At 64.0% G+C, this 18,342-nt stretch carries 17 protein-coding genes and 1 tRNA gene; 11 read left to right on the top strand and 7 right to left on the bottom strand.

The features are described from left to right. Window positions 1-26 precede the first annotated feature (26 nt). Entirely contained in the window at window positions 27-890 is an 864-nt protein-coding gene (gene ttcA / locus FIU94_RS02735) for a tRNA 2-thiocytidine(32) synthetase TtcA (protein WP_152466928.1), read from the bottom strand. Window positions 891-1,023: 133 nt separating this feature from the next. Between ttcA and FIU94_RS02730 the strand changes: the two genes are divergently transcribed. Then, window positions 1,024-1,926: an alpha/beta fold hydrolase gene (locus FIU94_RS02730; RefSeq protein ID WP_152464320.1), complete on the top strand. Its 903-nt coding sequence runs from the start codon at window positions 1,024-1,026 to the stop codon at window positions 1,924-1,926. Window positions 1,927-2,340: 414 nt separating this feature from the next. On the opposite strand, the gene yidD is transcribed toward FIU94_RS02730, so the two are convergent. Genes yidD through rpmH form a run of 3 tightly spaced genes read right to left on the bottom strand, consistent with a single transcriptional unit; the run spans window position 2,341 to window position 3,162 of the window. Then, a complete protein-coding gene (gene yidD / locus FIU94_RS02725) occupies window positions 2,341-2,583 on the bottom strand; it encodes a membrane protein insertion efficiency factor YidD (protein ID WP_152464319.1) in 243 nt (80 codons plus the stop codon). Further along, window positions 2,580-3,005 carry a ribonuclease P protein component gene (rnpA, locus tag FIU94_RS02720; protein ID WP_152464318.1) on the bottom strand — a complete coding sequence of 142 codons (426 nt, stop codon included), beginning with the start codon at window positions 3,003-3,005 and terminating at the stop codon, window positions 2,580-2,582. Before rnpA ends, yidD begins: the two co-directional genes overlap by 4 nt. 22 nt (window positions 3,006-3,027) lie before the next feature. Further along, complete coding sequence (gene rpmH / locus FIU94_RS02715; protein WP_037911188.1) at window positions 3,028-3,162, bottom strand: 50S ribosomal protein L34; 135 nt, start codon at window positions 3,160-3,162, stop codon at window positions 3,028-3,030. A 301-nt stretch (window positions 3,163-3,463) separates the two neighbouring features. Here rpmH and FIU94_RS02710 point away from each other — a divergent pair, with 301 nt between their 5' ends. The 4 genes from FIU94_RS02710 to FIU94_RS02695 all read left to right on the top strand — a co-directional run bounded on the left by FIU94_RS02710 (window position 3,464) and on the right by FIU94_RS02695 (window position 7,216). Continuing rightward, the gene (locus FIU94_RS02710; RefSeq protein ID WP_152464317.1) at window positions 3,464-4,198 is read left to right on the top strand and encodes a TVP38/TMEM64 family protein; all 735 of its coding nucleotides are present in this window, start codon (window positions 3,464-3,466) and stop codon (window positions 4,196-4,198) included. Beyond that, window positions 4,195-5,613, top strand: a complete 1,419-nt coding sequence (locus FIU94_RS02705) for an NAD(P)/FAD-dependent oxidoreductase (RefSeq protein ID WP_152464316.1) — start codon at window positions 4,195-4,197, stop codon at window positions 5,611-5,613. The genes FIU94_RS02710 and FIU94_RS02705 overlap by 4 nt, the downstream gene beginning before the upstream one ends. 63 nt (window positions 5,614-5,676) lie before the next feature. Further along, window positions 5,677-7,062 (top strand): HAMP domain-containing sensor histidine kinase, encoded by a 1,386-nt coding sequence (locus tag FIU94_RS02700; protein WP_152464315.1) that lies wholly within the window; start codon window positions 5,677-5,679, stop codon window positions 7,060-7,062. Window positions 7,063-7,139: 77 nt separating this feature from the next. Then, window positions 7,140-7,216: transfer RNA gene (locus FIU94_RS02695), tRNA-Arg, on the top strand. A gap of 212 nt (window positions 7,217-7,428) precedes the next feature. Here the strand turns inward: FIU94_RS02695 and FIU94_RS02690 are convergent. Beyond that, entirely contained in the window at window positions 7,429-8,868 is a 1,440-nt protein-coding gene (locus FIU94_RS02690) for a UdgX family uracil-DNA binding protein (protein WP_254702598.1), read from the bottom strand. Continuing rightward, on the bottom strand, window positions 8,865-10,094 hold the full coding sequence (locus tag FIU94_RS02685; RefSeq protein ID WP_152464314.1) for a putative DNA modification/repair radical SAM protein: 1,230 nt from the start codon (window positions 10,092-10,094) through the stop codon (window positions 8,865-8,867). The genes FIU94_RS02690 and FIU94_RS02685 overlap by 4 nt, the downstream gene beginning before the upstream one ends. 176 nt (window positions 10,095-10,270) lie before the next feature. Here FIU94_RS02685 and FIU94_RS02680 point away from each other — a divergent pair, with 176 nt between their 5' ends. The 6 genes from FIU94_RS02680 (at window position 10,271) to FIU94_RS02655 (ending at window position 17,220) form a co-directional block, all read left to right on the top strand. Further along, window positions 10,271-10,681 carry a CreA family protein gene (locus FIU94_RS02680; RefSeq protein ID WP_254702642.1) on the top strand — a complete coding sequence of 137 codons (411 nt, stop codon included), beginning with the start codon at window positions 10,271-10,273 and terminating at the stop codon, window positions 10,679-10,681. A gap of 101 nt (window positions 10,682-10,782) precedes the next feature. After that, window positions 10,783-11,934, top strand: a complete 1,152-nt coding sequence (locus FIU94_RS02675; RefSeq protein ID WP_152464313.1) for a lytic murein transglycosylase — start codon at window positions 10,783-10,785, stop codon at window positions 11,932-11,934. Between the two features lie 172 nt (window positions 11,935-12,106). Then, window positions 12,107-13,816, top strand: a complete 1,710-nt coding sequence (locus FIU94_RS02670) for a hypothetical protein (protein WP_152464312.1) — start codon at window positions 12,107-12,109, stop codon at window positions 13,814-13,816. After that, window positions 13,813-15,591, top strand: a complete 1,779-nt coding sequence (locus FIU94_RS02665) for a hypothetical protein (protein ID WP_152464311.1) — start codon at window positions 13,813-13,815, stop codon at window positions 15,589-15,591. The genes FIU94_RS02670 and FIU94_RS02665 overlap by 4 nt, the downstream gene beginning before the upstream one ends. Beyond that, window positions 15,573-17,021, top strand: coding sequence for a peptidoglycan-binding protein (locus FIU94_RS02660; RefSeq protein WP_152464310.1), 1,449 nt, complete (start codon window positions 15,573-15,575; stop codon window positions 17,019-17,021). The genes FIU94_RS02665 and FIU94_RS02660 overlap by 19 nt, the downstream gene beginning before the upstream one ends. 16 nt (window positions 17,022-17,037) lie before the next feature. Next, a complete protein-coding gene (locus FIU94_RS02655; protein WP_152464309.1) occupies window positions 17,038-17,220 on the top strand; it encodes a hypothetical protein in 183 nt (60 codons plus the stop codon). Between the two features lie 19 nt (window positions 17,221-17,239). Here FIU94_RS02655 and FIU94_RS02650 read toward each other — a convergent pair whose 3' ends face one another. Beyond that, on the bottom strand, window positions 17,240-18,232 hold the full coding sequence (locus FIU94_RS02650) for an aldo/keto reductase (RefSeq protein ID WP_152464308.1): 993 nt from the start codon (window positions 18,230-18,232) through the stop codon (window positions 17,240-17,242). Between the last annotated feature and the right edge of the window lie 110 nt (window positions 18,233-18,342).

Below are 18,342 nucleotides of genomic sequence, written 5' to 3'. Positions count from 1 at the left end.
ACAGGATCGGGGAAAACGGCAGGTATTTATGTAAAGTTTTGCGGATCAAGGGAAAGGCCCGCGAAATCAAAGAGTTTTGGATCCAGCAGGTGCGAGGGACGGGCGTTCATCAGGGCCCGGAACATCACCTGCCGACGGCCGGGACTGTTGCGTTCCCAGCCGTCGAGAATCTGCTTGACCTGCTGGCGCTGCAACCCGTCCTGCGACCCGCAGAGATCGCAGGGGATGATCGGATAGTTCATCGCGGCGCTGAATTTCTCGCAATCCGCCTCGGCCACATGAGCCAGCGGGCGATAGACGAAAAGATCGCCCTCCTCGTTCACCAGTTTGGGCGGCATGGTGGCCAGGCGCCCGCCGTGGAACAGGTTCATGAAGAAGGTTTCGAGTATATCGTCCCGATGGTGGCCCAGCACCACCGCCGAACACCCCTCCTCGCGGGCGATCCTGTAGAGGTGCCCGCGCCGCAGCCGCGAACATAGCGCGCAGAAGGTCCGGTTCGCGGGCACCTTGTCCACGACGATGGAGTAGGTGTCCTGATACTCGATCCGGTGTGGCACGCCCATCTTTTCCAGAAAGGCGGGCAGCACCGTCGCCGGAAACCCCGGTTGTCCCTGATCCAGGTTGCAGGCCAGGATGTCCACCGGCAGCAGACCGCGCCATTGCAGCTCGTGCAGGACCGCCAGCAGGGTATAACTGTCCTTGCCGCCCGACAGGCAGACCAGCCAGCGCGCGCGGGGGGCGTCGGGGGCATGTGCATCGGGTGCGATCATGCCGTATTGTTCAATCGCCTCGCGGGTGGCGCGCACAATCCGCTTGCGGAGCTTCTTGAACTCCGTCGTCCGGGGCGCACCCCGGAACAGCGCGTGGATTTCTTCGGTTTCGTCGAGCATGCCGTCGCAGTAATCCATCGCCCTCGTTCGATCAAGGACGCGATGCGCCGGCCCGGACGGGTTTCGCGCAAAGGGCGAATTTGTGCTATCCTGCGCGCATATTGCAGAACCCATTCAAAAAGGAATTTAAGATATGACGCTGTTCGCGACCCGGCGCACCTACAATGCGCAGACCCATCGCTTTACCAACAACGCCGCCGCCCTCACGCGATACGTTCTCATGACAGGTGGCGACGGACCGGTGAGCAAGGGCGGGATCATTTCCCGGGCGGACTGGCACCGCGAGGTGTTGCGCGCGGCGGACAGCCGCGAGATCCTGCTTTACGTGCACGGCTTCAATACCTCCCAATCGACGATGCTGCAAAGGCAGACGGCGCTGGAGCAAGGGTTGCGGCGGCATGGCTACCGTGGGGCGGTGGTGGGCTTTGACTGGCCCAGCGACGGCAATGTGCTGGCGTATGATTCAGACCGCAACGATGCAAAGAAGGTGGCACCCTATCTGGTGACAGAGGTGATCGGGCTGTTTCTGAACGAGACGCCGAGGTTCACGCTGCATCTGCTGGCGCATTCGATGGGTGCCTACCTGGCCCTGCGCGGGTTTTCAGGTGTCGGCGATGCACCGGGGGCGCGGAAATGGGGTGTGGACCAGGTGATGTTCGCGGCGGCGGATGTGGACGTGGAGTGGATGCGGCAAGGGGCCTGGGGGAGCCTGGTGATGGACCGCCGCGCCAGACGGCTGACGAATTATTACAATGCCGATGATGCGGTCCTGCAACTCTCGGGGGACTTCATCAATGGCGGGCGCAGTCGGGCGGGACGCAAGGGGCTGCCTGATCTGGTCGCTGCCGACCAGGTGGATGTGGATGCGACCCGGCGATACGCGGCCTTTCCGCAGAAGGGGGCGCAGATATCGCACCGGTTCTACTTCGAGGACGACCTGTTCTTTCGCGACGTGGCGCTGACGGTGGCGGGCACGGCGGCAGAGGCGATGCCAACACGGATAGTCACCAATGGAGATGCGGTTCTGTTGGCATGAGGGGAGAACGGATCGCTCGCAAGTCGGTGTGGAAGGGCAAGGCCGACCATACGCCTCAGATCCCGATCTGCGACGATGCCGCAGAAATGTAGACATGTCATTTTTGACATGTCTACCGGGCGCTGTCTGCATTTGGTGGCCGGTCGGTGGGAACGCGGAGAAGGCGTAGTGGATCACCACCGCCTCGTCATCACCACCGCCTCGTCATCACAACCGCCTCGTCCTTGCCATGTGCAAATGTAGACATGTCAAAAATGACATGTCTACGCGGCACTGCTGGCCGGGAAAGGACCGTCGCCCGCCGAGCTTGAGGATGGCTGATGCTCTATGCCCCGGTATGGGGCTTAACCGACATGCGAAGTGGCAAGCATAAGGCAGGTATTAATCGTCAGAACGCGTGACCGTCGTTCCGTCTCAGGACGACCCATCGCTTTGCCGCGGCGGGACCGGATCGTAGCCGCTGCCGCCCAGCGGATGACACCGCCCGATCCGGCGCAGCGCCAGCCAGCCGCCCCTGAGGCCCCCATGGATTTCCAACGCCTCCAGCGCATAGGCGCTACAGGTTGGCTGATAGCGGCAGTTGAAGCCGACCCAGGGGCTGAAAACCAGTCGATACCCCCTCACCGGAAGCGCCAGCAGGCGGGCGAGCGCGCTCATTCGGCAGACCTGTGCAGGCGGGTCAGCGCGCGGTCCAGATCGGTCTGCATCTGCGAAAAGGGCAGCGTGGCCGTTGCTCCGCGCCGCCCGATCAGCACGTAGTCGCACCCCGGTTGGCCCAGTTGCGGCAGGGTAAGGCGTGCAATTTCCCTCAGCCGCCGCTTGGCCCGGTTCCGGGCCACGGCATTGCCGACCTTCTTGGAGCAGGTGAACCCGACACGCACCAGATCCGCGTCCGGCGTCTCGTCCGGTGTTCGTCTGCGCATCTGAACGACGAAACCGGGCATCGCCACATGCTTCGCCCGGGCGGCACGCAGGAAATCGGTCCGCTTGGCAAGAGTTTCCAGGCGCAAAGAAACCGCCGGAGGATTTGTCCCCGGACAGGCGATGCTGCCGTCCACGGGGGCCTCCGGCGGTGTCATTCAGTGCAAGACGCGGCGCGAATTACGCGCTCAGCGACTTCCTGCCCTGGGCACGGCGTGCGTTGATGATCTTGCGGCCCGCCTTGGTGGCCATGCGCGCACGAAAACCGTGACGACGCTTGCGGACAAGGTTCGAAGGTTGATAGGTGCGTTTCATGCGTCGATCTCCAATAGGTCATGCGGGGCGCAGATTCGGCCCGTCACGTCAATTCAGACCCGCTCTCTAGTCAGGATAGGGGGGCAAGTCAAACCCTGCCATCGGGTTTTCCCCCGCTTTGCAACAATTTTCGCACCAGGATCGCCGATTATTTCAATTCCCGTCGATCTGTCGAGTGAAACGGGGCAAATGCACACCATGGTTCAATGCCGCGTGATCGGGCTGGGCGCGGGCGCTGTTTCGTATCATCTTTCAAGCGGCGGACGCCACGCGTCGCTTCCGCAATCTGGATAGGACCGATATGACCGACAAGAATTCGACAGGGTCCGCCTGGCTGCGGTTTGTGCCGCTGATCGCCATTGCCCTGGTGGCGGTGATCGGGGCCGTCACACTGCGCGACTACCTCAGTTTCGATGCGCTGCGCGACAACCGCGCCGCGCTGATCGACTTTCGCGACGCGCATTATCCGTCAACCGCGGTCCTGTTCATGTTGGCCTACGTGGTCATCGTGGCCTTTTCCCTGCCCGGCGCGACCGTAGCGACCCTGACCGGGGGATTCCTGTTCGGCACGGCCCTGGGCGCGACCTTCAACGTGACGGCGGCGACCATCGGGGCAACGCTGATCTTTCTCGCGGCGCGCATGGGCCTGGGCGAAACGCTCAGAGCGCGGATGGACGCGTCAGAGGGGCTGGTGTCGAAGATCCGCAAGGGTCTGGACGAAAATCAATGGTCGATGCTGTTCTTGATCCGGCTGGTGCCGGCGGTTCCCTTCTTCGTCGCCAACCTGATCCCGGCGTTCCTGGCGGTGCCGCTCCATCGCTTCGTGATCTCCACCTTTTTCGGGATCGTGCCGGGGGCGGTGGTCTACACCTCTGTCGGTGCGGGCCTGGGGGCGGTTTTCGAGCGTGGCGGGACGCCGGACCTTGGCATCATCTTCGAGCCGCATATCTTGTTGCCCATCCTCGGTCTGTGCGCCCTGTCGCTGCTGCCGGTCGGAATCAAATGGGCTACTGGCCGGAAAGAAGTGATAAAATGAACCGGATCAAGACGGATATCCTTGTGATCGGCGCGGGCTCTGGCGGGTTGTCGGTCGCGGCCGGCGCGGTCCAGATGGGGGCCGATGTGGTTCTGCTGGAAGGCCATGAAATGGGCGGCGATTGCCTGAATTACGGTTGCGTGCCCTCAAAGGCGCTGATCGCCAGCGGCAAGTCGGCCCATGCGCAGCGTCACGCTGCAAAATATGGCGTGGCCAACGCCCCCGGTGCTGTGGATTACGCCGCCGCCAAGGATCATGTCGCCGATGTGATCGCGCAGATTGCCCCGGTGGACAGCCAGGAACGCTTTGAAGGGCTGGGCGTCAAGGTGATCCGCGAGGTCGGGCGCTTTATTTCCCGCGATGAAGTGCAGGCGGGCGATACGGTGATCAAGGCGCGCCGCATCGTGATCGCCACGGGGTCATCGCCGCTGGTGCCGCCCATTTCGGGGCTCGACCAGGTGCCGTATGAGACCAACGAAACGCTGTTTGCCCTGCGCGAGAAGCCGGAACATCTGCTGATCATCGGCGGTGGCCCCATCGGTATGGAAATGGCCCAGGCCCATCTGCGTCTGGGCTGCACGGTCACTGTGATCGAAGGGACGAGGGCGCTGGGCAAGGATGACCCGGAAACCGCCCGCGTCGTGCTGGACAGCCTGCGCGAAGAGGGCGTGGTGATCGAGGAGAACACCACCGCCGCAGAAGTGCGCGGCACGGCGGGCAAGATAGAGGTTGAGACCGAGGATGGGCGGATTTTCAAAGGCTCCCACCTGCTGATCGCCGTGGGGCGCAAGGCGAACACCGACAAGCTGGACCTCGACAAGGCGGGGATCGAGGCAGCCGCCAACGGGATCAAGGTCGATGCATCGCTGCGCACCACCAACCGCAGGGTCTATGCCATCGGCGACGTGGCAGGCGGGCTGCAATTCACCCATGTGGCGGGCTACCACGCCGGGGTGATCATCCGATCCATATTGTTCGGCCTGCCGTCCAGGGCAAAGACATCCCATATCCCCTGGGCGACCTATACCGACCCGGAACTGGCGCAGGTCGGGCTGACAGAAGCCGAGGCGCGGGAAAAGCACGGCGACAGGCTGGAGGTGGTCCGGTTCCATTATGAACACAACGACCGCGCGCTGGCGGAGCGCAGGGCCAAAGGGTTTATCAAGGTCATGATCGTCAGGGGCAGGCCGGTGGGCGCCTCTGTCGTGGGGCATCAGGCGGGGGAACTGATCGGCCTTTGGGCGCTGGCGCTGGCCAACAACATGAAAATGAGCCAGATTGCAGGTATGGTTGCGCCCTATCCGACAATCGGTGAAGTCAACAAACGTGTGGCGGGGGCCTATTTCAGCCCGCGCCTGTTCGACAGCGGTCTTGTTAAGTGGGTGGTGCGCCTTGTTCAGCGATTCTTGCCGTGACAACGGGGGCCTGCGCGCCGATGCGCGACAGCCCGCCCGCCGTCCCGTGGGGGTAGGTCTGGCATGATGAACTCCCTGTCCGGACGCCTGCTGATCCTGACCACCGTCTTCGTCATGCTGGCCGAGGTGTTGATTTTCGTCCCCTCCATCGCCCGGTTCCGCGAGGACTACATGCTGCAGCGGCTGGAACGGGCGCAGATCGCCTCGTTGGCGCTTCTGGCCGATGACATGCTCGACCCGGAACTGGAGGCGGAGCTTCTGGAGAATGCCGAAGTCTTCAACGTGGTGTTGCGCCGGGACGCGGTGCGCCAGCTGATGCTGTCCTCCAAGATGCCGCAGGCGATTTCACAGACCTACGATCTGCGCCGGGCCACCGCGATGACGCTGATCAGGGATGCGCTGTTGCGGCTGGGCAAGCCCGAGAACGAGGTCATTCGCGTGATCGGCGCGCCGGTCCGCGACGCGGGGCTGCTGATCGAGATCACGATGGAAACCGCGCCGATGCGCATGGCGATGATCGACTATGGCGTGCGTATCCTGCTGCTCTCGGCCGTGATTTCCGCGATCACCGCGACCCTGCTGTTCCTGACCATCCGGGCCATGTTCCTGAAACCCGTGAAGCGCGTTGTGGATCATATTCGAAGCTACGCCGAGGCGCCCGAGGACGCGCGCCGCATCATCGAACCCGAGGCCGGCGTGACCGAGCTGCGCGAGGCCGAAGTGGCGCTGCGCACGCTGCAGACGGAACTGACCCAGGCGCTCAAGCAGAAGGACAGGCTGGCCCAGCTCGGCGGTGCTGTCAGCAAGATCAGTCACGACCTGCGCAACATTCTGAGTACCGCGCAGCTGTTCACGGACCGGATCGAGACCTCCGAAGATCCGGCCGTCAAACGGCTGGCGCCCAAGCTGGTGGGCTCGATCACCCGCGCGGTCCACCTGTGCGAAAGCACCCTGGCCTTCGGCAAGGCCGAAGAGCCTGGCCCGACCCTGACCATGGTGCCGCTGGCGGAACTGGTGGACGAAGTGATCGAGAACGAGCGCCTGGCGGTGCAGGATCAGCCGATTACCCTGCGGGCCGAAGTTGCCCCCGGCCTCAAGGTGCGGGCCGACCCCGAACAACTCTACAGGGTTCTCGGCAACCTGACGCGAAACGCGCGGCAGGCGCTGGCAGGGACGGGCAAGGGCGGCGAGATCGTGCTGCGCGCCTCCGAGACCGAAAGCAGCTGGAACATCGAGGTCTCCGACACCGGCCCCGGTTTGCCGCCGAGGGCGCTGACCCATCTTTACAAGCCCTTTCAAGGGGGTACCCGCAAGGACGGGTCGGGCCTGGGCCTTGCCATCGCGGCGGAGTTGGTACGGGGCCACGGCGGACAATTGACCCTTGTTGACAGCGACGCTTCGGGCACCTGTTTCTCTGTTTGCCTGCCCAAGGGCGGTACCGCCATCTGAGGCGGATCAGGAAATCCGGTTCAGGTCAAAACTGGGGCTTGCAAACTCCGCCGCGCACAACTAAACCGCCCGACAGTGGACCGATAGCTCAGCTGGATAGAGTACCTGACTACGAATCAGGGGGTCGGGGGTTCGAATCCTCCTCGGTCCGCCACTTAAGCCCCTAAAAAGAAATAAATTTACCCGTTCACGCATAGGGTGAACTTCTTGGGGCAGTCCGCAAGATTTTCGGTGCGGATCAAACTGCCTTCATCTACGCCTGCTTTCATGATTTTGATATTACTTGCAAAATCCGGCTGGCGATAAATGCGCTGGTTGCTGGCCTTTCAGGCGGCATTGTTTTCAGAACCGATTACGCCTGCCTGTTCACGCCTCGACATCGTGCGACCTGACCACCTGTGCCATCATCTGCGCAACCTGCTCCAGGTCGCGGCGGTACAGCGCCTCTTGGCTCTCACGGCCCAAGTCGGTGCTTTGCCGCAGGAGGAAGGCAGGGTGCGTGGTGATAAAGACCGGGCCGCCGTGCAGGCCGCGCTCAATGCTGCCGCGCCGCCGCGTGATGTTGGCGCCATCGCCGGTCAGCGCCGAAGCGGCAGTCGCCCCAAGGGCCAGAACAAGCGCAGGCTGCACTGTCTCCAGCTCTCGGGCCAGCCACCAGCGGCAGTGGCTTACCTCGTCGGCATTCGGGCTTTGGTGGATGCGACGCTTGCCGCGCGGGGTGAATTTGAAGTGCTTGACCGCGTTGGTGACATAGGCCGCGCGGCGGTCCAGACCGGCCTCTGCCGCAATCCGGTCAAAGGCCTGCCCGGCCGGACCGACGAAGGGGCGGCCCGACAGATCCTCCATGTCGCCGGGTTGTTCTCCGACGATCATCAGCGCGGCATCCCGCGGCCCTTCGCCCGGCACGGCCTGTGTGGCATGCTGCGCCAGTGGACAGCGGGTACAGCCCCCCAGGGTTGTACCGTCGGGTGGTGGAGCCAGCCCCTGACGCAGCCGGTCGGTGATCGCCGCCGCGCGGTCCGGGGGAAGGGTCGGCGCGGCCTCTGCCATCCCGCGCGCCCGCGCCTCCGCCTTGGCGATCAGCCCGGGGATCAGGTCCGCCTCGGGCAGGTTCTTCCAATATTTGCGGGGCATCTCGGCGGTCATCGCCTTGATCTTGAGCCGGGCGGGATTGAAAATGTTGGCGTAGTAGGTCTGCCAGAGCGTTTCCATGTCATCGGAAAGATCGGGCCTGTCAGAGGCGACAGCCTGCAGGCTGACCTCGCCATCGAAACGCATGGTGACTTCAGGTGTCACGATAATCCAGTCCATATCCCCGAAACGGCGCGCGAAAAAGCCGGTCATCAGCTCTTCGATCCGGTGGTCGGGTTCGAACCACGACAGGAACTTGCGGCGGTTCGCGCCCTTCGGCGTCACGTCGCGAAACCGGACAAAGGCCTTCATCTTGTGCATGTCACGGCGGATGTTCTTGCCGAGTTCTTCCGCGCGGGCGACTTGCGCATCGGCGCGGTTGGTCAGCAGACGCGGCGTGTCCTGGCAGCGCAACAGCAGCCGGTAGGCAAGATCGACGGCCCCGTCGGCACGGCTGGCACACAGCAGCTTCGCCAGCGGCGGAAAGGCTTTGGGCACGGTGATCGGTTTCGGCGCGGGCAGGGGGCAGGCGGTCTCTTCGAAGAGGCCCGGTGCCGTGTCCTCCATCGTCCAGATCACCCGTTCCGCGGGCACGCCGTTGCTGGCCAGCGCACGGGCTGCGGTGCGCCAGGCGTCGAAGGTGCCCAGCCGGGGCAGGCGCACCACATGGCTCACAGCAGCGACAGTTGCTCGGGCGGGGGGGCGAAGCGCGCGCGCAGGTTGGCGGCGTCCGTCATTGATCCGGGCGACCAGTCACGGGCGGTGATAAAGGGCTTTGCCTTGCTGACCAGCGCCCCGATGCGGCGCAGGTCGTCATAGCCAAGCGCCCCGCTGCGCCGCGCCGACAGGATGCGCGCCACCGATTTGGTGCCGAACCCCGGCACCCGCAGCAACGCCTCGCGGTTGGCGCGGTTCACATCCACCGGAAAAGCATGGCGGTTGGCCAGCGCCCAGGCAAGTTTCGGGTCGATGTGCAGGTCCAGCATCCCATCCGCCCCGGCAATTTCCTGTGCGTCGAAGCCATAGAACCGCAGCAGCCAGTCGGCCTGGTACAGGCGGTGCTCGCGCATCAGGGGCGGCTTGATCAGCGGCAGCGTGCTGGACCTGTCCGGGATCGGCGAGAAGGCCGAATAATACACCCGCTTGAGCTTGTAGGAACTGTAAAGCCGGGTAGAGCTTTGCAGGATGGTTGCGTCGTTGGCCCCGTCCGCGCCGACGATCAGCTGCGTGGATTGCCCGGCGGGGGCGAACTTCGCGGGCTTGCGGCCCCTGTGGGTGGTCTCCTTCGCCGCCAGCTTGCGCAGTTGGACCTTGCCCATCGCCGCGCGGATGCCATCGGGGTTCTTCTCGGGCGCGTAAGCCTTGATGCCCGCATCGGTCGGCAGTTCGATGTTCATCGACAGCCGATCGGCCAGCAGGCCTGCCTGCTCGATCAGTTCGGGGGAGGCATCGGGAATCGTCTTGAGGTGAATATAGCCGCGGAAGTGATGGGTGTGGCGCAATTCGCGGGCGATGCGCACCATGTCGGCCATCGTGTCATCCGGCGATTTGATGATGCCCGACGACAGGAACAGCCCTTCGATATAGTTGCGGCGGTAGAACTCGGTGGTGAGGTGCACAACCTCCTCGACCGAGAACCGCGCGCGGTCCACGTTGCTGCTGACGCGGTTGATGCAATAGGCGCAATCGTAGATGCAAAAGTTCGTCATCAGGATCTTGAGCAGGCTGATGCAGCGTCCGTCCGGCGCGTAGGCATGACAGATGCCGGAACCTTCGGTGCTGCCCAGGCCACTGCCATCGCGGCTGTTTTTGCGCGTGGTTCCGGACGACGCGCAGGAGGCGTCGTATTTCGCCGCATCGCTGAGCAATGCCAGCTTTTCCTGTAGACTCAATTTTGCCATGTGTTCTTGATATGTTCCCATGCGGGCCGGGGCAAGCCCCGCTCACGCAATCGGCATTTTTTCGGACATTTTCTCAACCGTCGTCCGGGAACCTTTTGCCGCGCATCGCGTTTGCCGAGATGAAGATCACGCACGTCCTGCCCGCCATCGCCCTCTGCCTGTCATCGACCGGACCCATGCGCGCCGAAACCGTCGGCAATGTGGATGTCGACTGGCTGGGCAACGATATCGTGGTCGAGGCGGTCGCCGACCCCGAGGTGAAGGGCGTGACCTGTCACCTGGCCTATTTCGAACGGGGGCTGATCGACCGGCTGCAAAAGGGCAATTGGTTCGAGGATCCGTCGAACTCTTCCATCTCGTGCCGCCAGACCGGACCGATCGAGATCGGGGATATCGACCGGGGCGACGAGGGCGAGGACGTGTTCAGCGAACGCCGCTCGATCATCTTCAAGACGCTGCGGGTCAAGCGGATCTTCGACGAGGCGAACCAGACCCTGATCTATATCAGCCACGCGCGTGACGTGCAGAACGGCTCAGCCAAGATGTCGATGTCGACCGTGCCGCTGTTCGGGTCGTTTCCCGATTGATGCCCGCAGCAGCGTAAAGCCGCACATGCTTCAGAACCCCGCTTTGCGCGGGGTTTTTCTTGGGCTACCATCCGCAAAAATCCGAGAAACGCGGCAGTACCATGAGATCGACACGCAGAAATTTCACCTTTGGGCTGGGCGCGCTGGGGCTGGCGGCCTGTACGACCGGTGGCGGGGCGCTGGGGCCGGTCGCGGGCAGCGGCGGCACCGCCAGCCTGCCGGACGATTTGCGCCCGGTGCCCAACGGCGCCTATGACGCCTGGGTCGCGTCGTTTCGCGACAGGGCCGCGGGGCAGGGCATCTCGGCCTCCACACTCAACGCTGCGTTCCGCGGCACCGGCTATCTGCCCGGCGTGGTCAAGCGCGACCGCAACCAGACGGAATTTTCCCGCACGCTGGAGGATTACCTGGCCATCGCCGCCTCGGACGAACGGGTGTCCAAGGGGCGGGCTGCCTACGCGCGGCACCGCAGCACCCTCGGCGCCATCGAAAGCCGCTATGGCGTCGCCCCCGAGATCGTCACCGCGATCTGGGGTCTTGAGAGTTTCTTCGGCGAGCGGCGCGGCAATGTTCCGGTGATCTCGTCTACCTCGACACTGGCCTTCGACGGACGGCGGGGCGCGTTTTTTGAAAAACAGCTGCTGGCGGCGCTGAAGATCATCCAGAACGGCGACATCTCGGCGCAGAACATGACCGGCTCCTGGGCGGGGGCGATGGGGCATACGCAGTTCATCCCGACCTCCTACGAAGCCTTCGCCGTCGATTTCACCGGCGACGGGCGGCGTGACATCTGGTCGGATGACCCGACGGATTCGCTGGCCTCTACCGCTGCCTACCTGCAGCGCAACGGCTGGACGCGCGGTGTTCGCTGGGGCGGCGAGGTCGGCAACGGCGCACCGGCGGGCCGCACGCTTCGGCCCCAGCCGGGCGGGCCGTCCTTCAATGTCACATCCAACTTCAACGTCATCAAGCGGTACAACAACTCCGACAGCTACGCGATCGGGGTCGGTCATCTGGCCGACCGGATTGCGGGTGGCGGTCCGATCCGCGCAAGTTTTCCGCCCGACAAGTACGGGCTGACCAAAGACCAGCGCGTTCAACTGCAACAGCGGCTGACCGCCAAGGGGTTCGACACCGATGGCGCGGATGGCGTGATCGGACCGAACAGCCGCAAGGCGATTGCCGCCTACCAGTCCAGCATCGGGCGTGCGGCGACGGGCGATCCTTCGCTGGACCTTCTCCAGACGCTCTGACGCTGAATTTTTGATGCTCTGTAAAAGAAGGGGCGGGTGATGCAAGTCACCCGCCTTCTTTGCGTCGGGCCGCGCCGATTCGAGCGGCTTGCCCCGAATCGCTGATAAACGCTACCATCGGTAGAATATTTCGCTGATTGTTCTTTGCATTTTACACCTACGGAGTCCCGATATGACGCGTCGCGTGTTTCAATTTCTTCTGGCTCTTGCCTTGACGCTTACGGCGCTGCCTGCGATGGCGCAGGTCGATCGCAAGCTGATCGTCATTCCCGGAATCGTCGGGTCCGAGCTTTCCGATGACAGCGGAAATGTCATCTGGGGCCGGGCCAGCTCTCTCAAGGCATCCAACTTCCGACAGCTTGACCTGCTGCCCGAGACCGGCGCGGCGGTGCCGCTGACGCCCACTGATGCGCTGCGCGACGTGCCGCTGGTGTTCGGCACCATCAACATCGGGTTCTATTCCGGCCTGATCGACTTTCTGGTGGGAGAGAGGTCGATTTTCGACAGTGCCGCGCAGCGCGAGATCCTGGGCAACTATACCGAGGGCACGGACCTTTTCGTCTTTGCCTATGATTGGCGGCGCTCCAATTTCGCGAATGCGGTTCTGCTGAACGATTTCGTCAGGGCGAACATCCCCGCAGGAGAGGATTTCGACATCGTGGCCCATTCGATGGGCGGATTGCTGACGCGGGCGTTCCTGTCGGACCTGCGCCCGCAGGATTTCTGCACCGACCCCGAGGTCGAAACCGACCTGCCGCCCGAAACGCGGGAGGCGACCTGCGCCGCGGCCTACGGCAGCCTGGGCGACGGGGGATGGCGCGGCATCGGGGCCGACGACCGCTTTTCCGAGGCGTCGCGCCTGCATACCTTCATCGAAATCGCGACACCGCATCAGGGCTCCGTCAACGTGGCCAGCACGCTGATCGACGGCTGGGGCAGGCTCAGCCAGATCCTGATCGGCGGCAAACGCGAGATTCAGGACATCCTGCTGTCCATGGTCGGCCCCTATGAACTGATCCCGTCCTACGAGAACTGCTGCGCCGTGGGCGAGGCGGGCCGCCCCGGCAACAGCGTGGTGGCCGCGCTCGATGAAACGTACTGGGCCAAGCTGGTCCTCGGTTTCGAGGTCACGCCATGTCCTTATGTTCATTGCGCGGCAAAACGGGCGCTGCTGCGGATCGGATTGCAGAACCGGGCGGTGATGGATCAGGTCTATGCCCAGGGGCTGCCGGCTTCGGTCGATGCCAATCACGTGATGGTGGGCCGGCTTGTCGATGGCACGCGCGAGACGATGTATGTCGCGCGGGGGGCTGCGGGCGACGGCGCCGGGATCACCTACCGGGTCAGCGCGCGGGGCGATGGCACGGTCTATGAAGGCAGCGCGCTGGCGCAAGGCAACCAGGCCTTTGTCCTGCGCTCCAAGCATCCCTTCATCGTCGGCAGCGACGAGGTGCACCGCTATGTCTACAACATCCTGATCGACCCGGTTCAGAGCGTTCCGCAGATGGTGAATTCGGAACGGATTTTCCTGGGCGGCGGCGACGTCAAGTCGCTGGCGTTGAATGCCATGCCCCAGATCTCGGGCGAGGGCGAAACCGTCGAGTTACGGCTGGAGATGAACGCGGACCCGGCGCAGATCTTCGACGAGGACGCGCTGGCGGATGCGCGGGTCGATCTGACGCTGACGGCCTATGGCGAAGCGACGCCGATCTGGCAGCAATCCGTCGGCATCAACGGGGATCTTTCCTTTGCCGCCGGGGGATTGGCCGTCTTTACCGCCACTCTCACCGCGCCGGGCGAAGGGGTCTATGTGCTCAGCGCGGACCTCGCGGGCCGGAGCATCGCGCAGGACCTGCTGTACGTGCTGGAGGACGAAGGATGAGACATCGTTTTGCGACCTGCCTGCGGGGGGCGGCGGTCTGGCTGGCGGCAACGGCCTGCGGGGCCGCGGCGCAGGACTGGCCCGACCATCTGGAGACCCGGCAGCTGTTCCGGGTGATCGTCAAGGGGCTGGGTGCCGACGGCACGGCATTGCAGCCGGTCAAGGGCACTGCCTGGGCGGTGGCGCCGGGCATTCTGATCACGGCCGACCACGTCACCGGCAAGGCGCTGAATTACAAGAACATGTCCGCCTCCGACAAGGTGTTCATCCCCAGCCGCGATGTCACGGTAGAGGTCGGCGGGACGCGCATTTTCCAGGGCGTCCCGGCCGAAAAGTACCCCCGCGGCATCGTTACGCCTTCCCCGTTCGAAAGCATCGACGCCGCGCGCATCGGCTTTCCGGATCTGCAGGCGATCCCCTTCGACCTGACGGCCTGCGACATTCGCAAGGGGGGCGTCTACCGCGTCCTGAAATTCAATGACGGCAACGTGTTCCAGCCCAGAGAGGTGGCAATCCGGCTTGAGGATTATGGCCGGTCGAACCTGGGCGATGCAGGCAGCGTCGCGGTGATGAGCGGCCCCAGGGGAACGATCGTGGAGGGTGACAGCGGCTCCCCCGTGCTGGACCCCGAGAACCGCGTCATCGGGCTGGTATCGGCCATCAACGCCGACAGCGGCGATACCTCGCGCGACGAGGTCCATGTCACGCTGGTCAAATCCTTTCTCGATCTCATTCCCTTGCAGATCGGGTCGCGGGAATACCTCGATATTCCCTGCAGCGAACGGGTCCGGCTGCGTCAGATAGACGACCTGCGCGCGGACCTTGATGCGGCGCAGGCGGCCATCGCGACCCTGCACGGCGAAAAGGACATGCTTCTGGATAAATTCGCGGCGCTGTCATCGCGCAACGACATGCTGATGGTCCAGATCAATACGCTGATGCGCAACCAGAACTGGCTCGCCACCGAGGCTGAGCGGGCAGGCACGGGCACGTCCGGGCTGCCGCAGACAGAGGGTCTGGAAATTCTGGCCGCCAACGAAATGCTGCATGCGGCCAACAAGAAACTGGTGGAAGAGCCGATCAACCTGCCGCCCCTGCGCCCGACGGTAACGCGCATTTCAAGCGAACTGGGCAGTCCGGAGTGGAACCTCGCAGGGTCCATCAGCACCAACAACGACGTGGCGATCATGTTTTCCTACGACCGGGCCCTGTCAGGTCCGCCCTACGCCGACGAACTGGCCTTCTGCTTTACCCCCATTGCCTGGAACGTGCCGGCTGGCATCCCCAATGACGAGGACCCGACCAACCGCAACTTTTACGTGCCGCTGGAAGGGCCGTTCGAACCCAGTGAAACGCCCCTTGACGGCGTCTTCAAACAGCGCGGCACAATGCCCGACAGCTGCTATCCGGTTGCGCACACCGGGTCAGGCGCCGCGGACGCGGGCGGTGTGACGCAGGGCAGCTATCAGTGGACGCGCTCACCGAACACGCTGGTGGATCTGCTCCGGGGGGCAAGGCGGCGCTATCCCGACAGCGACTGGAACGGCATCTTTTACTTTCAGGTGTTCGAGCGTGTCGCCATCGGTGACAGCGGCGAAACACGCTACAAGGTCCATACCCGCGCGTTGGTCGATCTGCTGCGGGATGACGATTGGGCGAATGAAGGCTCGGCAATGCCGTGTAAAATCTTTAAAGATGGTCCCAGCCTCATCGAGGCGGTCGCGGATGGTGAAGAAAGCCTGCCAAGGGAAAACGAATGCGCCAAGGATACCTGATTGCGCTGCTGGTCTCGCTGCTGACTCTGGCGGGAACCGCGGGCGCCGAGACGGACAGCAGGCTGCGGTTCGAAAGGATCTTCGACCTGCCGCTGGTCCAGAGCCTGGAGTTCGCCTCCGGTGGGGAAGAGCTGTTCGTCGCGGTAGAGGGTCAGCTGCTGCAATGGCAGCTCGATCCGCTGCGCCTGACCCATTACGGTCCGACCCAGATCCTGGCCAACGAAATGGTGCTGGGCCCGGATCAGAACCTGTACTTCGTGGGGCTGGGCCGGGCGCGCGGGTCGTTCGGACAGGCGGGCAGCAAGGCCGTCGCCTTTGCCCGTGACATGGTGGCGGACGGCGCGGCCTTCGAAGCCGTTGATGCCAATTCCAACCTCGGCATCTCGCAGTATTCCTCGATCGCCTTCGACAGCGGCGGCAATGCGATCCTGGCCAGCGCCAGCAGCTATACCGCCAGCCCGTTTCCGCGCCGCGCCGAACTGCCCGCCAAGGGGGGGCTCAATTATCCGCAGCTGAGGTTTCGCTGCGGTGGCGTTTCGCAACTTTCGATCTTTGCCATCGACGGCGTCGATCATTATCTCGGCTCCACCGCCGGACAGGCCACCCTGGAATTCGGCAGGCTCGACCTCGGCGCGGACCGCAGCGCGACCGGCGACTGCTTTGTGGTCGAACAGGCGGAGAAAGGGCAGAAGCGCAAACCGACCTTCGATGCGGTGCGCCACGCGGTCATCGACCTGGGCGATACGCCCTTTGCCGTGGACGGCGCCAGCAAGGCGATCCTGGTCCTCGACCCCAACACAAACCGGCTGTCGCTGTTTCGCATCGAACCCTTTGGCGACCGGCATTTCCTGTCCCGCCTCGGCGCGCTGGAAATTGATCTGAGCAAATACATGCCATCCGCCGCGCGGGAAGCGGTGCTGACCGACCTTGCGACCGATGCACAGGGCCATGAGATTCAGGTCAGCAGCAATGCCGCCGACATCGTCCTGCGGTTTTCCTTCGACGGCACCGGCCTGGCCCACCGGGGGCAGATCCAGATGGATGCACCGGTGCAGCGACTGAAGATGAGCCGCGATGGCTCCGCCGCGGCCATTGTCACGGGCAGCGATCTCTTTGGCGGGGACTGGCGCATTACCGTCATCGGCAACCCCGGCGGCCTGTCGGGCCGGCTGAACCTGCCCGCCAGCTTTCCCTCCGTCCGCAGACTTCAGGAACAACTGAACGCGCAGGAATTGCCAGCGGGGTCCGCTGACGGCATCCTCGGGCCGCAGACACGGGCCGCGATGGCGGAATTCCTGGCACGGGTTGGCCCGCCCTCGGGTGGCGCGCAGAACCCCGATGGCGCGGCTCTCAAACTGTACCGCAGCATCGTCACCTCGTTCCCCAAATACCTCTCGGCGGATTTGAACGGCGTGGCCGCCGCCGACTGAACAAAGGAAGACACCGATGACCAAAGTGATTTCTCTGCTCGCGTTTCTGTCCGCTCCGTCGACCGGCTCCCTGCCGCAATGCGTGACCGTCCAGCAGGTGCAGGGCAGCACCGTCTTTTGCTGTTCGCTCACCAACGGGCAGCAATGTTGCGCGGGGTCCCTGGACGGGGCCAGCAAACCAGCGGGCTGCGGGTGCTGAGCGGGGCCTGAACGGTCCTTCAGCAGTACCTTTCAGGTCCTTCCCACTGTGCTGCGTTGTAGCGGTCTCCATGCGCCCAGCCGACGGGCAGCACGGTTTCGATCCGTGCGAGGTCTTCGGCTGACAGGTCGATCTCGGTCCCCCGGATCAGTTCCGCCAGGTGGTTCGGGTTCTTGGTGCCCGGAATGGGCAGCACCCGGTCGCCCTGTGCGATCAGCCAGGCGATGGCGAGGGCCGCGGCAGGTTCGTTCATGTCAGCGGCCAGCGCGCGAAATCCATCGGTGGCCGCGATGTTGGCATCGTAGTTCGGCTGCATGAAGCGCGGGTTGCCCCTGGTAAAGGCCATCGACTGTGCCCGGTCGTAGCTGAACGGCGCATCGGTCAGAAACGCCCGTCCCACCGGGGAAAAGGCCACCAGCGTCGTTCCCAGCTCCCGGCAGGTCTGGACCAGCCCCAGTTCCGGCGCGCGGGTCGACAGCGAATATTCCGACTGTACCGCCGCGACGGGACATTCGGTAAAGGCCCGGCGCAGGGTGGATGGCGCGATCTCGGAAAAGCCGATCGTCCGTGTCTTGCCCGCGTCGATCAGGCGTTTCAGCGTGCCCGCGACCTCCTCGGGGGTGTGGCTGCGGTCGTAGCGGTGGACATAGAACAGGTCGACGTGATCGACCCCCAGCCGCCTGAGGCTGTCGTCAAGGCAGGCCTCCAGGTAGTCGGGGTCGTTGTTGAACCGCCGGTCGGCGTCACCGGTAATGCCCGCCTTGGTCGCCAGCACCATGTCAGCCCGTGCGCCGGGGGTGTTCGCGAACCAGCTGCCGATGATGTCTTCGGACCGCCCGTTGCCATACCTGTTCGACGTGTCGATGTGGCTTACCCCGGCGGCGCGGCAGGCGTCGAGGATCGCGTGGCTTTCGGCCATCGTCGCGTCGCCGTAGATCCCGGCAAAGGACATTGCGCCGATACCGAATTGCGAAACGGACGGGCCATCGGGGCCGAGACGGGTGGTCTTCATGCGGTGCTCCTGTGCGCGGGCTGATGTGTCGGCAGCAAACCGGCGTTCCCTGCGCCCTGCAAGCGAATAATCCGTAACCGGAAAATTGCCGAAACCCTCTTGACCCTCCA

Origin of the sequence: Sulfitobacter sp. THAF37 (assembly GCF_009363555.1) — a bacterium.
In the GTDB taxonomy this organism is placed as follows: Bacteria; Pseudomonadota; Alphaproteobacteria; order Rhodobacterales; family Rhodobacteraceae; genus Sulfitobacter.
Note: the sequence above shows the minus strand (reverse complement) of the source record. Positions and strands in the feature narration are given on the sequence as shown.

What these genes read in the sequence shown, in the direction of transcription:
- FIU94_RS02675 (WP_152464313.1), top strand. Translation starts at nt 10,783, where the DNA reads ATGAGATCGACACGCAGAAATTTCACCTTTGGGCTGGGCGCGCTGGGG.
- rnpA (WP_152464318.1), bottom strand. Translation starts at nt 3,005, where the DNA reads ATGACACCGCCGGAGGCCCCCGTGGACGGCAGCATCGCCTGTCCGGGG.
- FIU94_RS02660 (WP_152464310.1), top strand. Translation starts at nt 15,573, where the DNA reads ATGCGCCAAGGATACCTGATTGCGCTGCTGGTCTCGCTGCTGACTCTG.
- FIU94_RS02680 (WP_254702642.1), top strand. Translation starts at nt 10,271, where the DNA reads ATGCGCGCCGAAACCGTCGGCAATGTGGATGTCGACTGGCTGGGCAAC.
- FIU94_RS02685 (WP_152464314.1), bottom strand. Translation starts at nt 10,094, where the DNA reads ATGGCAAAATTGAGTCTACAGGAAAAGCTGGCATTGCTCAGCGATGCG.
- FIU94_RS02665 (WP_152464311.1), top strand. Translation starts at nt 13,813, where the DNA reads ATGAGACATCGTTTTGCGACCTGCCTGCGGGGGGCGGCGGTCTGGCTG.
- ttcA (WP_152466928.1), bottom strand. Translation starts at nt 890, where the DNA reads ATGCTCGACGAAACCGAAGAAATCCACGCGCTGTTCCGGGGTGCGCCC.
- rpmH (WP_037911188.1), bottom strand. Translation starts at nt 3,162, where the DNA reads ATGAAACGCACCTATCAACCTTCGAACCTTGTCCGCAAGCGTCGTCAC.
- yidD (WP_152464319.1), bottom strand. Translation starts at nt 2,583, where the DNA reads ATGAGCGCGCTCGCCCGCCTGCTGGCGCTTCCGGTGAGGGGGTATCGA.
- FIU94_RS02655 (WP_152464309.1), top strand. Translation starts at nt 17,038, where the DNA reads ATGACCAAAGTGATTTCTCTGCTCGCGTTTCTGTCCGCTCCGTCGACC.
- FIU94_RS02670 (WP_152464312.1), top strand. Translation starts at nt 12,107, where the DNA reads ATGACGCGTCGCGTGTTTCAATTTCTTCTGGCTCTTGCCTTGACGCTT.
- FIU94_RS02700 (WP_152464315.1), top strand. Translation starts at nt 5,677, where the DNA reads ATGATGAACTCCCTGTCCGGACGCCTGCTGATCCTGACCACCGTCTTC.
- FIU94_RS02710 (WP_152464317.1), top strand. Translation starts at nt 3,464, where the DNA reads ATGACCGACAAGAATTCGACAGGGTCCGCCTGGCTGCGGTTTGTGCCG.
- FIU94_RS02705 (WP_152464316.1), top strand. Translation starts at nt 4,195, where the DNA reads ATGAACCGGATCAAGACGGATATCCTTGTGATCGGCGCGGGCTCTGGC.
- FIU94_RS02730 (WP_152464320.1), top strand. Translation starts at nt 1,024, where the DNA reads ATGACGCTGTTCGCGACCCGGCGCACCTACAATGCGCAGACCCATCGC.
- FIU94_RS02650 (WP_152464308.1), bottom strand. Translation starts at nt 18,232, where the DNA reads ATGAAGACCACCCGTCTCGGCCCCGATGGCCCGTCCGTTTCGCAATTC.